We start from the raw sequence: 14507 nt of genomic DNA on the forward strand, positions 1-14507 counted from the left end.
GATTCTGACAATTATTTAAATGATAAAATCCGCTAAATCATTATGAAAACAAAAATCCTGTAAATCCTGAAATCCTGAGTATCCTGATTCAGACAATTATTTAAATGTTGGGTTTCCTTGCGTCAACCCAACCTACGCAAGTTCTTAAATTAAATCGGTAATAGAAAATTGTCGCTGTTTCTCCAAGTCGTGTAAATGGATTTTTTCTATATATATGGCTTCAGCATAATATTTATCTTTTTCTGGTTCGGTTTGAGGGTCTATTTTTTCCCATTGTTCCATAAAATAACGATAGCGTTTTTCTCTGAATACTCTTTCCATACAAGCTAGTGCTGCTTGGATAACGTGAGGAGTTCGCAATATTTCTGTTTTATTTTTTTCATTGAGATGAAATATATGGGAAACTATGTCTAATTCTTCCCCTAATTCTAAATATCTATTTTGCACACTAGAAATTAAATCAACTTCATCAACTATGAATTCTGCCATTTGTTGCCACAAAAAACGATGATGAGAAAGACTAAATTCTAAATTGCGGGTTTCTAAATCTTCAATAATTATTTGCCGCTGCTGGGAAGAATGAAGATAAATAATTAACAATAATGCCTCGGCTCGTTCTAGTAAACTCCGTTCAGTTGTTACTAAAGATAGCTTTGGGGTTTTAGTAGGTGGTCTGCTTGTGCGCGGAATTGAGGGTTTTATACTACCGGGTTTAATTTGAGTTAAGAGATTTTCAACTCTTAAAGGAATCAGTCTAGTATCTCCTAAACTCAGGATTTCTGCACAGTAGGAAACATAATAATTAAGTGTATCACTATTAACTATATTCTGCAATAGTTTAACTATTTGTTGGGTGACTTGTTGAAAGTCGGTGGCTTGTTTTAAATCTCGATTTTTAATAATATTTTGAATTTGCCAATCTAGCCAAAGTGGCGCATTTGTTAATAGTTGTTGATAATCTGCTGGGGTATGACTATGTAGATATTCGTCAGCATCTTTACCATTAGGTAAATTGAGAATTTTTAATTGGACTTCCCCTGTATAAGCCAAATTAGCAATTTCACCAATTGCCCTTTCTGTGGCGGTTGTTCCGGCTTTATCAGCATCGAAATTCAGGACTAATTGTTTGGATTCTGTGTAACGTAATAAGAGCCGCACTTGTTCTAAACTTAAGGCTGTACCGAGGGAAGCAACGGCGTTATTAATTCCGGCTGCATGGAGAGCGATCGCATCAAAATACCCCTCGACAACCACAGCTTGATCTACTTTAGAAATACCGTCTTTCGCTTCATCTAAAGCAAATAGGGTTTTCCCCTTACTAAATAATTCTGTTTCTGGAGAATTGAGATATTTCGGTTGTTCATCTGTTAAAGTTCTGCCACCAAAAGCAATAACTCTGCCTTGAATATCACGAATGGGAATCATTAGGCGATCGCGGAATACATCATAATATCCGCCCCCTTCTTTCCGGGGTTTAATTAATCCCGCTTGTTCTACCAATTGCACCGGATAATGTTTACTTTCCACCAAATAACGGTAAAGAGTTTCCCAACCCGCAGGAGCATAACCTAAACCAAATTGTTGAATTGTTCCTTGTTTAAATTGACGAGTTTTTTCTAAATACTCTAATGCTTTTTGTCCTTGAGATTGTCTTAAAGTGTGTTGATAAAATTGAGCAGCGGAAGCGAGAACAGTATATAATTGATCACGTAAAGATATCTGCCGTTGTAATTCTTGTCTTTGTTCAGGTTCTAAAGTTTTAACCGGGACTTGATAACGCTTTGCTAAATCTAGTACCACATCTGCAAATTGGCGTTTTCCCAAATCCATGACAAATTTAATTGCATTACCCGCAGCTTGACAGCCAAAGCAATAATACATTTGCTTATTGGGACTAACTGTAAAACTAGGACTTTTCTCATCATGAAAAGGGCATAACCCCACAAAATCTTTACCCCGTTTCCGCAAGACTACATACTCCGAGACTACATCAACAATATCAGCCCTGAGTTTTACTTCTTCGATAGTGTCTGGATGTAAACGAGGAATTTGCATGAGCAGTCAACGATTATAACTGACATCCATTATATAGCAGGAGTCACTGATTAAGTTAACCGGGCGGTTAGAAACCGCGTCTACACAGGCAAAACCCACCTGCGTGGGTTTAAATTCCTTGATTTTTCGTTAGTCCGCGTAGACTAACTATCCCTGCGGGACGCTAGAAGAACTTTTGTGTAGCAGCGGTTGATCTTGGCGTGGGGAAGCCATATTCTATGCGCCAGTCCTAAGAGGATGTTTGAAAAGTCGTATCCCGTAATTTTCATCACATTGTTACCCCCCTTTCCCCTTATAAAGGGGGGTAACAATAAAAATCCAGTTCCCTCCCCTTACTAAGGGCAGGGTTAGGGTGGGGTAAAAAATATTTGATACATCAACCATAACTTTTAAAACACCCTCTAAGTTGACACCAATAAACACTGCTAAACCCTATTCCCCATTACCCATTACCCATTACCCATTACCTATTACCTATTCCCCATTCCCCATTACCTATTACATATCAGATGCACCAGTAGCAATCAAACGTCTGAATAGGGCTGCTGACCAACCAGTTTCTTTAAGTACCGCAGCGGAAGAAACTTCTACATAAGCTTGTTCAATAAAAGCTAAATCAATCATACAAACTTTAGCCAAGGCATCTTTTAATTCATCTGATTTACCATCAACTTTGAGTTTTTTGCCGACTTTATCAACCACAACTGCCATTGCTGGAACTACGTGCTGAGGAGCAATACCAATTTTCACATGAACCAAGCCAATATGCCAACGACATTTTGCATATTCATCGCCCCAATTATCCATCCCTGTAAACATTTGATTAAACCAATCAATAAAGGTGGCGTGTAAACGATGAACCCGTCCCTCAGTGGCATTTAAAATACCACTCATTTCTGCATCACGTCCCAGGAATTCATAGAAATGATTTGCCATTTCTTCAGCAACTGCTGTTCCCCAATCGGTATTTGCTTGCATTACCTTTTTATCTTCAGCCGTTAGACCAATCCGGGTTTCCATGGTGGTCAAAAAAGCGCGAGGTTCAATAGCCATAATGAATCCTTAAAAATAGTTAGGTGTGGATTTAATTAACTTTTGTTGATACTCTGTAAAAGATAGAGTATCAGTATTTCTCAAAATTTGGTATTCCTACAAAGGAGTGAATTCAAACACATCATGAGTACCACCTCTGAGAACTGAGTCAGTATGTGTTCCTCTCAACCGTTTACCAATTAGTTGTTCAACAGCACCCCAAACTGCACCCATAGTAAAAGTGCATTTACGGGTTGAACCTGCTACTTCACCAGCAGAACACAAGGTTTCAGTTGTATAGACTCTAATAACTTCACCGTCAGCCACAATTTTTTCAACGATACATAAACAAGTACCTTCTTTACCTAAAGCTTGTTTTAATTTATCTGCTGCATCATCTAATGAAAGTGTAGATCCTGCTAAACCTAAATCTTCAGCTAACTTTTTACCCCTAGTACGACCGGCTGTAGTTAGGGCAATAGCTGTAGCTTTTTCCCCAAGAGCTTCTTCCATACCTGTAATAGCAGATTTAAAACAGACAATACTATTAAAATCGCCTAGTTCTTTGCGTAATGACATAATTCAAATTCTCAGTTAAAGGATTCTGTTCATTGATAGTCGTATCTGGATTTAATTAATGTCTGTTTTTACTCTGTAAAAGATAGAGTATAGAAATTTCTCAAAATTAAGCTAGCAAGTAATTGGACAAAAATATTTACAGTCATTGCGAGGGAAGGGAAGCAATCACAACCCTGGCGATTGCTTCATTTCACTTCGTTCCCTATGGCTAACGCCACGCTGCGCTAACGCAATGACATTGTGTAATTAATTCTGTCTCACTACTTACACTGCGGCGTAAGTGAATGAACCATTTTCAATCCTTGTAGGCTATCAAATCTTCAGAGCTTTTAATGGTCATGCTATTTACGCCAACCTGTACTAGTAGCAGTAACAGGATTAATTAAGCAGTTTTACTCCGCAGAAAACCGACTAAATTTTTGAGAAATGATTGACTAACTGCTGGCTTTTGAGTAGGTTCTGGAATTGGTGCAACTATGGGTATTTCGTAAGTAGAAACTTCCTCGGTCATGGAGACAGAAGTAGCGGCAATCATAAAATGTTCTTCTGCTAAACCAATCACAATGAGACGGAAAGCTATTTGCAATACTGTATCTACGGCGAGATTAAGTTGATCGGCGATTTTGGCTAGGGCAACTTCACCATTGGCAAATTCCCATACTTGCCATTCTTGAGCATTTAGCTGTAATTTGGGCTGTTTTGAACTTAGACCTGATAAGCCAGATGTGGGATCTGGTAGTTTTTCAGCTAAGGCATTCCAGTCTCGTAATGCTCGCAATCCGATTAATATAACTTCGGTTGCGGACATACTCAAACCTGTCATTTCTCCCAATGGTAAAGCTGTAATTGGTTCAAATTTGAACTGACCATCTTTAATTTGAAATAAGGCACAGACTGGACGGAGAACCTGAGAGTTAAACAATAGTTTCAGTTGTTCTGGTTGGACTAAACCTTGGGATTTTAGGCACAGTCCCAAAGGTGAATTAATAAAACAGGAAGAAATGTGAGTCACCCTAGAAATTACCCGCTCACTTACCCATCCTCGTTGAGCAATTAACAATGTTAAACCTTGTTGATCTAAACGATCAGATGCAGCTACAACTCGTCCTTGATGCAGCCAAATATAATAAAGTTGCTTGGCGTTAGTTTGATTTTTGTCAGATGACAATTCAATATGAAGTATACCTGTCTTTTTGCCTTGATCTAAAAATTGCAGCAGTTCTGGCAAAGAAAAATCTGCAAAGTTACCATTAATAGACATAATCAGCCCCCTTGATGAAGAAGAGATTTATTAAAACCCAGAATTCAAAATCCCAATTTGTACTTTCAAAAAAGCTCTTAACTCTCAACTGCACAACTTTCCATTAAGTGTTGTACTAAGTGAATTACTGCTTCTGCTACTGAGTCTCTTTCGTTAGGATTCACCTTAACTAAAGGAGGCCGATTCTGCTCATCTACATAACCAATTGCTAAGTATATATCTTCCTCTGCCCAAGCTCCGGGACAATCTGTATGGCTAATACCGATGATCATCGGTACACTAACTCTCGCTTGCATGAAGTTGATAATATTCCGTGCTTGACGAAATTCTCTTGGTCTATGGGCTGCGATGAGTACAATATAAGCGTGTGCTTTATTAATCAAAATATCCCACATAAAGTCAAAGCGAGTTTGACCAGGTGTTCCGTAAAGGTGCAATGCCATATCTGGACCAAATTGCAATCTGCCGAAGTCAAAGGCTACAGTGGTTCTTTTCTTCAGCAATGCTGTTTCATCAGTTGCACGGGTATCTGTATCTACAACTTCAATTTCACTAACGGAACGAATAAAGGTAGATTTACCAGCCCCTACAGTTCCTGTGACAACCAAGCGCATAATTTCCATCTTTATCACCCTTCGATACAAAAATGTTTACAGTTGCTCACATTTTTATTTTCTTCTTGTTTAATTCTGGCAAGGTTGGCACTATCCCGTACTCAGGCTGACACGACCAATCTAGCTACTTACTGCAAAAATAAACACATCCAATTAAGTAAAAAGTTCCCTAGAATCAGCAGTATTTATCTATTGGGGAACTCTGGATAAGTTAACCTCTAAGGTGATGTGATTTACATGAGGATCAGCTTTAATTCTGCTAGCACTCGTTTGATTTCTAGCATTAGTAATCCTTGTTTAGCACTTTCACTGGCTAAAACTAGAAGCACGGCATCTTGACCACAACCAGTTAAGATACCAAAGCCTTTATTGCCTTCTACAAAGATTCGGTCAATAGTTCCTCTGGCTAATTCCATACCAATTCTTTCGCCTAAGGATAACATAGATGCGGACATGGCTGATACCCTTTCTTCATCCATTCCACCTGGTAAGCTTGCTGCTAAAGGGAGTCCATCGGGAGTAACAAGTGCTGCTCCCTGTACATCAGTAGTAGCACTAACAAAGTTTTGTAAAACCATGCTGAGTTTTTCTGCGTTGATAGCCATGATGATTATTCTCCGTTGTTTTAAATGGGAAAGTGGGTAGGAAAATCAAGTAAATACGGAATTTAACAAACTCTTTTTACTTGTAGTAGTACAGTATCATTTATTTTAAAGAAACAATAATGGGACTGTGTAAATGGATGCCTCTTTTCTAGTATTCTTGTGATTTAAATTATGCACCAGTCAAAACTAAGATGATACCGAAAAAATACGGAATTTAGTTTTTCTTATTATTAATATAAGTTAAGATTATTGCTTTGTTTGTAATCTTAAGCTGTGTAACTTATATGACATCAGCTTTTGAGGTGATTTAATCGGTGTCAATTTTGGGTATTCTGTTTTAGTTTTTGTTGAGAGTGTCAACTATAGGAAGTTTTGAGTATTGTGTATTAATTTTTGTCAATATTATCAAGTATGTCTATATAAATGTGGTGCTGAGGAAAGGTTGTAATCTGATAATGACTACATCAAAGAAACTACGTGCTATTTATTTCAAATATCTTGTTCTAAGTATGTCAAAAAACTATTGGCTAGGATAGCAGCTTGTGTGCGATCGCGTAAATTCAGCCGATTCAACATATTGGTGACATGATTTTTGACTGTACCTTCGGAAATATACAGTTTTTTGGCAATTTCTCGATTATTATCGCCAATGGCAATTAACCGCAAAACTTCTTTTTCTCTGGGGGTAAGTTCCGTGAGGTGCGGTGGTACAGCTAATACAGCTTGGGGCAAAGTAGCCGGAAATTGAGTAACTAGTTTTTTGACTATTCCTGGTCCTAATTGGGAATATCCTTTGTCAACTGCACGAATGGCAACTGCTAACTCTTCTGAGGGTGTATCTTTGAGTAAATAACCCATTGCACCATTTTGTAATCCGGCTTTTACATATTCATCATCATCAAAAGTTGTTAATATGAGAATTTTGCTGTGAGGAAAATGCTGATTAATTTCTTTGGTAGCAGCAACTCCATCCATGATAGGCATTCTGATATCCATTAAAATTACGTTAGGTTGTAATTTTTCAACTAGATTAATTGCGGTTTGACCATTTTCTGCTTCTCCCACAATTTCTATATCTATTTCTAATTCTAATAAGGCTCTTAGACCTTGACGAATTAAGCTTTGATCATCTACAAGTAAGACTGTAATCATTTTTATGGGTAATGGGTAATAGGTAATAGGCTATTCCATTGCTATGTCTGGATATGAATAAGGGATATCAACTATTATTTGACAACCATGATTATGGCTGCTGTTAATCTGAAATTCGCCTCCTAATGCTAAAGTGCGATCGCGCATACTTTGTAAACCAAATCCAGTAGTATTTTGCCCCACTTCAAAACCTTTGCCGTTATCCTGAATTATTAACTTCAACCCTGCTAAAGTTGTTATTAATTCTAATTGAACTTCTGTGGCTTGGGCATATTTAGAAATATTCGTTAATGATTCTTGAATGATTCGATAAATAGGAGTGCTGATTTCCATAGGCAGTGGAGAGATAATAGAAATTTGACAACTGGGTAAAATGCCATTATAACGCTGAAAATCCGCTGCAAGAACCTTAATTGCCTCCTCTAATATTTGTCCCTGTAAAGGATGGTATCTCATAGTAGAAACCGATTGCCGGATATCTTTTAAGGCTTTTGAACCGAGTTCTTTTGCAGTGGCTAAAAACGTCATTGCTCTAGGTGTATCATGTTTTGATAACTTTAAAGCAGTTTCTAATTGCAGATTTAGAGCCGTTAGAGAATGTCCTAAAGAATCATGAATTTCTCTAGCAATGCGGTTGCGTTCTTCCAAAGTTGCCTGACTTTCAATTTTCAAGGCATATTGACGAAGTTTTTCATTGGCAGCTTGTAGTTTATCTCTACTTTGCCGTTCAGCTAAAACAGTATTCATTAGTAGTAACACAAATACTAAACTTAAACCAAATAGAACCGCCAAACTAAAACTAAAAAATCTAAATCTTTCCTGAGCTATTGGTGAAAATCTTCCATGAGGTATCCGTTGTCTCAGAGTAAATAGAAATAAAATAAATGAAGATAAAGTAACTGTTAATCGTCCGGGAAGTTGAAAAATCAAACAACTACGAGTTACCAAAATTAAATAGAGAAAGGGAAAAAGTCTCGCACTTCTACCACCAAAAAAACCAGTAATTAAAATTAAGATAACTTCCAATGCTGTATAAATGATTTTATTAGTTTTATTGAAAGTAGGCAATCTTAAACCCATTAAACCAAAAATTGTTAAACTACAAATTGTCAATTCTGGATACATTGCCGAAAAGCGCGGTGAGGGAGATGGCATTAATGCCATTAACGCTGAAAATCCCAACAATAGCCATTCTAAATACAACAGAAATCGAAAAGGATGATTATTAAACTGAATAGGACGATTCATAATTGATTAATAATTAATACAGTCATACTAAACACGGGTGAGATTTAAACTTTTGCCAAATGATAAAGAACCCAGATGTGTAGGTGTTTAGCTCATGCTTTACCCCTACGTTTAGAATCAAACAATCAATCCGTTTTGAGTATACAAGGCTGAAATCCTCAACCTGACTCAGAGGGTGTTTGAAAAGTCATGATTGCTGTATCAAATTTTTTACCCCTCCCTAACCCTCCCCTTGTGAAGGGGAGGGAACTGGATTTTCTTGTTTCCCCCCTTCATAAGGGGAAAGGGGGGTAAAAATGTGATGAAAATTACGGGATACCACTTTTAAAACATCCTCCCATATAGCAGTATGCACTTGAATGAGACAGATAAGTAGCGAGACAGAATTAATTGCACAATGTTATTGTGTTAGCACAGTGTGGCGTTAGCCATATATAACGAAGTGAAATGAATCAATCGCCAGGGTTGTGATTGCTTCCCTTCCCTCGCAATGACTGTAAATATTTTTGTCCAATTACTTACATCATAAGCTGCACCCCCTGAATCCCCCCACAGCGGAGGAAGAAAAGGATAAACTTTTGATATTGGAGGGGTTTAGGGGTGGGGTTCTTGTATTTCACTCAGCTAAGAATCGCTATAAATATTTGTATCACGATTAAATTGAAATAGAATCGGAGTAGAATATCTAAATGCTAATGTCATGACTAAAGTAATGGGTGTAGACGTGACTTTTGCCTCATGTGGTTACTGGTGTTAGTCTCTATGATAGGAACATAGAAACCCGACATAACCAAACATAACCAAAAGGTAATTATGAAACTAAAGACATTATCACTAATTGCTGGTACTCTGGCTTTGACTTTAATCGCAACTCCCTTTGCAGTTCAAGCAGAACAAAATTCATCTTCACCCCAACCTGGTCAGGAATGGCAAAAAAAAGGTTCATTTAAAAAGTTGAATTTGACCGTTGAACAAAAAGCTAAAATGAAAGAAATTCGTAGCAATACCCGCACTCAAATTGAGGCTGTTTTGACGACGGCACAAAAGACTAAATTACAAGCTGCAATGGCAGAACATAAAGCACAACGTCAACAAGGACAAGAACAACGCAAAGAAGGACGTGGAAAAAGAGGTGATATTTTTGCTTCATTAGGCTTAACTGCTGAACAAAAAGCTCAAATTAAAAAAATTAGAGAGTCATCAAAACAACAAATAGACGCTGTATTAACTCCTGAACAGAAAGCGCAAATTAAGCAAATGCGGGAAAATATGCGTTCTCGTAGTCAACAAAATAAACCTCAATAGTTTTCAACTATTCAAATAAGATTAATAGGTCATAGGTGAGTATAAGAGGATGTTTTAAAATTTGATGAACAAATGTAGGGGCGATTAAGCTTGATTAGCGATTTTTGTGGAGCGCTGAGTGCAAGGCACACGCTCCGCAAACACTATCGCCCACAATATTAAGTAGTGAGACAGAATTAATTACACAATGTCATTGAGTTAGCGCAGCGTGGCGTTAGCTATATGGAACGAAGTGAAATGAAGCAATCGCCAGGGTTGTGATTGCTTCCCTTCCCTCGCAATGACTGTAAATATTTTTGTCCAATTACTTATAATAAAACCCTAACCTTTCACTGGTGTACCGCAAGGATAAGTAGCTGCTTTGGCATTACTACCCTGACTAACAGGCTTGTCCTTAACCGCTAGATAATCCTTTTGCAAAGTATTTAACAAAGCTTCCCGTCCATCATAGAGCCGCTTTAGGGGGCGTGGTGGACACTGATTCAGAACATAAGCCGTCACCAAAGGCAGAGCAATCGTACTGTCGGTATAACAAACAATAGCGCTAGGTAACTCATCTGGGTCAATCTTACCCCAACTCACCGCCTCTGCCGGAGTCGCACCGGATAAACCACCAGTATCAGGACGGGCATCAGTAAACTGCACAAAAAAATCATGTCCCCGTTCTTCCAATCCTAAAACCTCGTGAAGTTGCGGTTGTGTTTGTAATAAAAAGTTTTTAGGACTACCACCACCAATAATTACCGCCGCACTTGTCCCCTCATTTTCTCGCGCCCCATAAACAATCGCTGCGGTTTCGTTGACATCAATGGACGGATCTATTACCAGCTTTGAACCTTCTAAAGCCAAAGCGGCGACATTCATCCCTATGGAACTATCCCCAGGAGAAGAAGTATAAATAGGTACGCCACACTCATAAGCTGTCGCCAATAAACAGGAATTTTTCACACCCAATTGCTTTTCTATTTCCCAGACGCACTTACCCAGTAAATGATGAAATTCAGCCGTTCCCATGGGTTTTTGGAAAGGTTCAGCTTGGAGAACTTTGCGAATAAAAGCATCGGTTTCTAGCAGTACATCATAACCAAAAACAATGTCATAAATTCTAATTGTCCCCTCTTCCCGCAACTTAACATCATCTAAAAAAGGACTACCAGCAAATAGTTCAAACCCCAAACCATAGTGCATATCATGGTAAAGATTCGCGCCAGTGCTAATCATCCAGTCAATAAAACCATTGCGAATTAGGGGCGCAAGGGCGGAAACCCCGAAACCTGCCGGTGTCATCGCCCCAGACAGGCTAACTCCCACAGTGACACCCTCTTGAAATACTTCCTTAGTCAGCAGTTGACAGGCTTCCCGCAACCGGGCTGAGTTGTAAGCGGTAAAATAGGTATCAATCAAGTCAACCACGCTAACATTGTTAGACATGGGAATAGGTGCAATTTTCTTACCTGGCTTTTGTGACATTTTTGGGAAATCCTGAATAGTAAATATGCTGAATCTAATGTTATCGTATTCAAATGTACGGAAGTTGCTAAAATGTTCTGAAGCGATATAAATTAGTGACAATGCTTAAAAGAATACTTTGGGAGTCATCCAATTTTCTATTTAAGTAAATTCAAAGGTATATCTAAACCAATATTTGCTATTATTAAACATAACTAACTTGTTATTAATTATGGCACAAGCGTTAGTGAGTCTCTCTGAAGGAATCGCATCCGAACCCGCACCATTGGAATTTACCACTGATGGTGTCATTAGGATAGGCAAAACTCGTGTAACACTAGATACGGTAATTGCTGTTTTTAAACAAGGAACAACAGCAGAAGAAATTGCTTACCGTTATCCATCCCTTAAACTTGCTGATATCTATGCTACCATTGCCTTTTACCTCAATCATCAACAAGAAGTGGAAGCGTATCTACAGCAAAGACAGCAACAAGCACAGGAAATTCGCAGGATGAATGAGGCAAAATTTGACCCCCAAGGGTTGCGTGATAGATTGCTGGCGAGGAAAGCAGAACGGGAAGTATGTTGAAACTGCTTGCTGATGAGAATTTTGATAATACTATTGTGAGGGGATTGTTGCGACGTAACCCAAATATTGATATTGTCAGAGTCCAAGATGTTGGTCTTTTGGGTGAAGATGACCCGACTATCCTGGCATGGGCAGCCCAAGAAAACCGAGTTTTACTTACTCATGATGTCGCTACAATTACAAACTATGCCTATAAACGAATCACACAAGGTCAGCCAATGCCAGGAGTTATTGAAGTTATTACAGATACACGAATTGGGCAGGTGATAGAAGATATTCTGCTTCTGATAGAGTGCTGTTTAGAGGGAGAATTGACAGGACAAATTTACTATCTTCCTCTGTAAAAATCAAATCGTACTTAAAGGAAAATGGTGATAAAATGGGCGAAACTTAAGATATTTGGAGCATAGAGGTTATTATGGGTGACGCTAAAGATTACTCGGAAATTAAGTATATAGGATTTACGCATTGACAAGATTCCCCAAATATGTGAGATGTGAGGTAAATTTTATCCCTTGTAGGGTGCGTCAGACACGATATTTTGACAAAAAAACAGATTCCCTCTATCTGACGCACCCTACTCAATAAGTTATTCCCAAAGCCGAAAACGACCCAATTTCCTTCATTCATATCATGGTAAATTTGTACAGTGCGTAAGTCCTATGAGATTGAATCCCACCGAGAATCATTCTTGACATCTCTTGAAGAATTACAAAGGGAAATTACAGATAAAGTTTGGGAATTAGAAATCAGTAGAGAGCAATTAGAACTTTGTTTTAATGTTGGTTCGATTGAGATATAAAATATAAGCAGAGTAAAAGCTTAAAAAGAGCGACTTAGCGTTACTCTGCGGCGAAAAATGCGATTTCTATGGAGTGCTTCGCTATCGCTCTTTTCGGTTTACAATAAAATTATTTCAGAGGATTAAGTCAGAAACCGATGCCAACCCTCACAAACATTTCCACTTTGATTGTTAGCACACCAAGTACTTGTGGTGGTCGTCCGCGCATTGCTGACACTCGCATTACTGTTCAGTATATTGTCAATGAGATTAAATCTGGTATGACCCCAGAAGAAATTATCGAAGATAAGCCTTATTTAACAATTGCAGGTATTTACACTGCGTTGGCTTATTATTATGCTAATAAGGAATTACTAGATATTGAATTTGCTCGGTATCAAGAAGAATGTCAGCGACTCGAAGCAGAATATAAAACAGGACATCTCTCGTGAATCGTATTTGCTTCTATTTGGATGAAGACACTATCAAAACTGCACTGATACAAGCATTGAGAAATGCTGATTTAGATGTTGTGACAGTTGCCGATGTTAATAGATTGGGTTATACGGATGAAGAACAATTAATTTGGGCAACAGAACAAAAGCGAGTAATTTATAGTTTCAATATCGGTGATTTTTGCAGATTACATCGTGATTTTATGGCTGAGGATAAAAGTCATACTGGCATAATTTTGGCTTCACAACAGCAATACTCAGTTGGTCAACAACTCCGAGGATTATTGAAACTGGCTGCTGACAAGCCGGCTCAAGACATGGTTAACCAATTGATATTTCTTAGTGCTTATGTTTAAAAATTACCGAAAAAATAAATTCTGACAATTTTAAATTATTAAGATCGTAGCTAACAGAATTTATGTGATTTCTGGTCTATCATGACTAATAAATTTATCAAAGCAGAAAAATTATACTTCATTGTCTTAGTGTTAACAGTTATTTATCAACAGGGTTTATGAAAAGCGACACTCCAGAAGAATTAAATCCAGATCAAGAAATTTCCCGGTTAATTGATGAGGTGATTTCATCATCCCAAACTGATGAAAAATACCGTCAGAAAATGCAGCGACGGAAAGAAGTCCAAGATCAAAGAATAGCTAAAGCCATACCGGAAAAAGGTTTAATTATCGTCAATACTGGTCATGGTAAAGGTAAAACTACAGCGGCTTTGGGAATGGTGTTGCGATCGCTCGGACATGGATATAAAGTAGCTATAGTGCAGTTTATCAAAGGCGCATGGGAACCAGCAGAAAAACGCGCTTTTAGCCATTGGGAAAACCAACTGGAATTTCATGCAATGGGAGAAGGCTTTACATGGGAAACTCAAGATCGTGATCGTGATCTTGATAAAGCTGCTGCTGCTTGGGAAAAATCCCTAGAATTTATCAACAACCCAGACTTTAAATTAGTTCTCCTCGATGAAATTAATATTGCTCTGAAACTGGGTTATTTACAGGTTGAAGAAATATTAGCAGGTTTAGCTCAAAAACCAGCAGACAAGCACGTAATTCTCACGGGAAGAGGCGCACCACCGGCATTAATTGAAAAAGCCGATTTAGTCACTGAAATGACATTAGTTAAGCATCCTTTTAAGGATCAAGGGGTGAAAGCTCAAGCAGGAATTGAGTATTAATTCAAATTAGTCATTAGTCATTGGTCATTAGTCATTGGTCATTGGTCATTGGTCATTAGTCATTAGTCATTAGTCATTGGTCATTAACTTATTTCTCCCTGCTTTATAGCATTTCCTAATCATATCGAGTATATTTATAGCCTCCTCCTCGCTTGCGGGGAGGGGTTTGGGGGTGGGGTTCTTGTAC

General features: G+C 38.2%; 16 protein-coding genes. 7 read left to right on the forward strand and 9 right to left on the reverse strand.

Annotation, left to right across the window (positions count from 1 at the left end):
• Positions 1-144 precede the first annotated feature (144 nt).
• The 8 genes from dnaG to IQ228_RS08970 form a co-directional block, all read right to left on the reverse strand.
• Complete coding sequence (gene dnaG / locus IQ228_RS08935; protein ID WP_027404349.1) at positions 145-2055, reverse strand: DNA primase; 1911 nt, start codon at positions 2053-2055, stop codon at positions 145-147.
• A gap of 498 nt (positions 2056-2553) precedes the next feature.
• The gene (locus IQ228_RS08940) at positions 2554-3108 is read right to left on the reverse strand and encodes a protoglobin domain-containing protein (RefSeq protein ID WP_027404350.1); all 555 of its coding nucleotides are present in this window, start codon (positions 3106-3108) and stop codon (positions 2554-2556) included.
• A gap of 96 nt (positions 3109-3204) precedes the next feature.
• A complete protein-coding gene (locus IQ228_RS08945) occupies positions 3205-3666 on the reverse strand; it encodes a hypothetical protein (protein WP_027404351.1) in 462 nt (153 codons plus the stop codon).
• A gap of 382 nt (positions 3667-4048) precedes the next feature.
• The gene (locus IQ228_RS08950) at positions 4049-4927 is read right to left on the reverse strand and encodes a DUF4388 domain-containing protein (protein WP_193962682.1); all 879 of its coding nucleotides are present in this window, start codon (positions 4925-4927) and stop codon (positions 4049-4051) included.
• 77 nt (positions 4928-5004) lie between these two features.
• Positions 5005-5550 (reverse strand): ATP/GTP-binding protein, encoded by a 546-nt coding sequence (locus tag IQ228_RS08955; RefSeq protein WP_027404353.1) that lies wholly within the window; start codon positions 5548-5550, stop codon positions 5005-5007.
• A gap of 224 nt (positions 5551-5774) precedes the next feature.
• On the reverse strand, positions 5775-6146 hold the full coding sequence (locus IQ228_RS08960; RefSeq protein WP_027404354.1) for a roadblock/LC7 domain-containing protein: 372 nt from the start codon (positions 6144-6146) through the stop codon (positions 5775-5777).
• Positions 6147-6635: 489 nt separating this feature from the next.
• On the reverse strand, positions 6636-7298 hold the full coding sequence (locus IQ228_RS08965) for a response regulator transcription factor (RefSeq protein WP_027404355.1): 663 nt from the start codon (positions 7296-7298) through the stop codon (positions 6636-6638).
• 30 nt (positions 7299-7328) lie between these two features.
• Entirely contained in the window at positions 7329-8546 is a 1218-nt protein-coding gene (locus tag IQ228_RS08970; protein WP_193962683.1) for a sensor histidine kinase, read from the reverse strand.
• An 813-nt stretch (positions 8547-9359) separates the two neighbouring features.
• Between IQ228_RS08970 and IQ228_RS08975 the strand changes: the two genes are divergently transcribed.
• Positions 9360-9851, forward strand: coding sequence for a Spy/CpxP family protein refolding chaperone (locus tag IQ228_RS08975; protein ID WP_027404357.1), 492 nt, complete (start codon positions 9360-9362; stop codon positions 9849-9851).
• A 321-nt stretch (positions 9852-10172) separates the two neighbouring features.
• Here the strand turns inward: IQ228_RS08975 and speY are convergent, their stop codons facing one another.
• Complete coding sequence (speY, locus tag IQ228_RS08980; RefSeq protein ID WP_193962684.1) at positions 10173-11321, reverse strand: deoxyhypusine synthase; 1149 nt, start codon at positions 11319-11321, stop codon at positions 10173-10175.
• 211 nt (positions 11322-11532) lie between these two features.
• Here speY and IQ228_RS08985 point away from each other — a divergent pair, with 211 nt between their 5' ends.
• The 6 genes from IQ228_RS08985 (at position 11533) to cobO (ending at position 14320) form a co-directional block, all read left to right on the forward strand.
• Complete coding sequence (locus IQ228_RS08985; protein WP_027404359.1) at positions 11533-11892, forward strand: DUF433 domain-containing protein; 360 nt, start codon at positions 11533-11535, stop codon at positions 11890-11892.
• Complete coding sequence (locus IQ228_RS08990; RefSeq protein ID WP_027404360.1) at positions 11886-12236, forward strand: DUF5615 family PIN-like protein; 351 nt, start codon at positions 11886-11888, stop codon at positions 12234-12236. Before IQ228_RS08985 ends, IQ228_RS08990 begins: the two co-directional genes overlap by 7 nt.
• A 305-nt stretch (positions 12237-12541) precedes the next feature.
• Positions 12542-12694, forward strand: coding sequence for a hypothetical protein (locus IQ228_RS08995; protein WP_193962685.1), 153 nt, complete (start codon positions 12542-12544; stop codon positions 12692-12694).
• Between the two features lie 137 nt (positions 12695-12831).
• On the forward strand, positions 12832-13125 hold the full coding sequence (locus IQ228_RS09000) for a DUF433 domain-containing protein (RefSeq protein WP_193962686.1): 294 nt from the start codon (positions 12832-12834) through the stop codon (positions 13123-13125).
• On the forward strand, positions 13122-13484 hold the full coding sequence (locus IQ228_RS09005; protein WP_193962687.1) for a DUF5615 family PIN-like protein: 363 nt from the start codon (positions 13122-13124) through the stop codon (positions 13482-13484). The genes IQ228_RS09000 and IQ228_RS09005 overlap by 4 nt, the downstream gene beginning before the upstream one ends.
• Positions 13485-13642: 158 nt before the next feature.
• A complete protein-coding gene (gene cobO, locus IQ228_RS09010) occupies positions 13643-14320 on the forward strand; it encodes a cob(I)yrinic acid a,c-diamide adenosyltransferase (RefSeq protein ID WP_027404363.1) in 678 nt (225 codons plus the stop codon).
• Positions 14321-14507: the final 187 nt, after the last annotated feature.

The organism is Dolichospermum sp. LEGE 00246 (genome assembly GCF_015207865.1).
In the GTDB taxonomy this organism is placed as follows: domain Bacteria; phylum Cyanobacteriota; class Cyanobacteriia; order Cyanobacteriales; family Nostocaceae; genus Dolichospermum; species Dolichospermum heterosporum.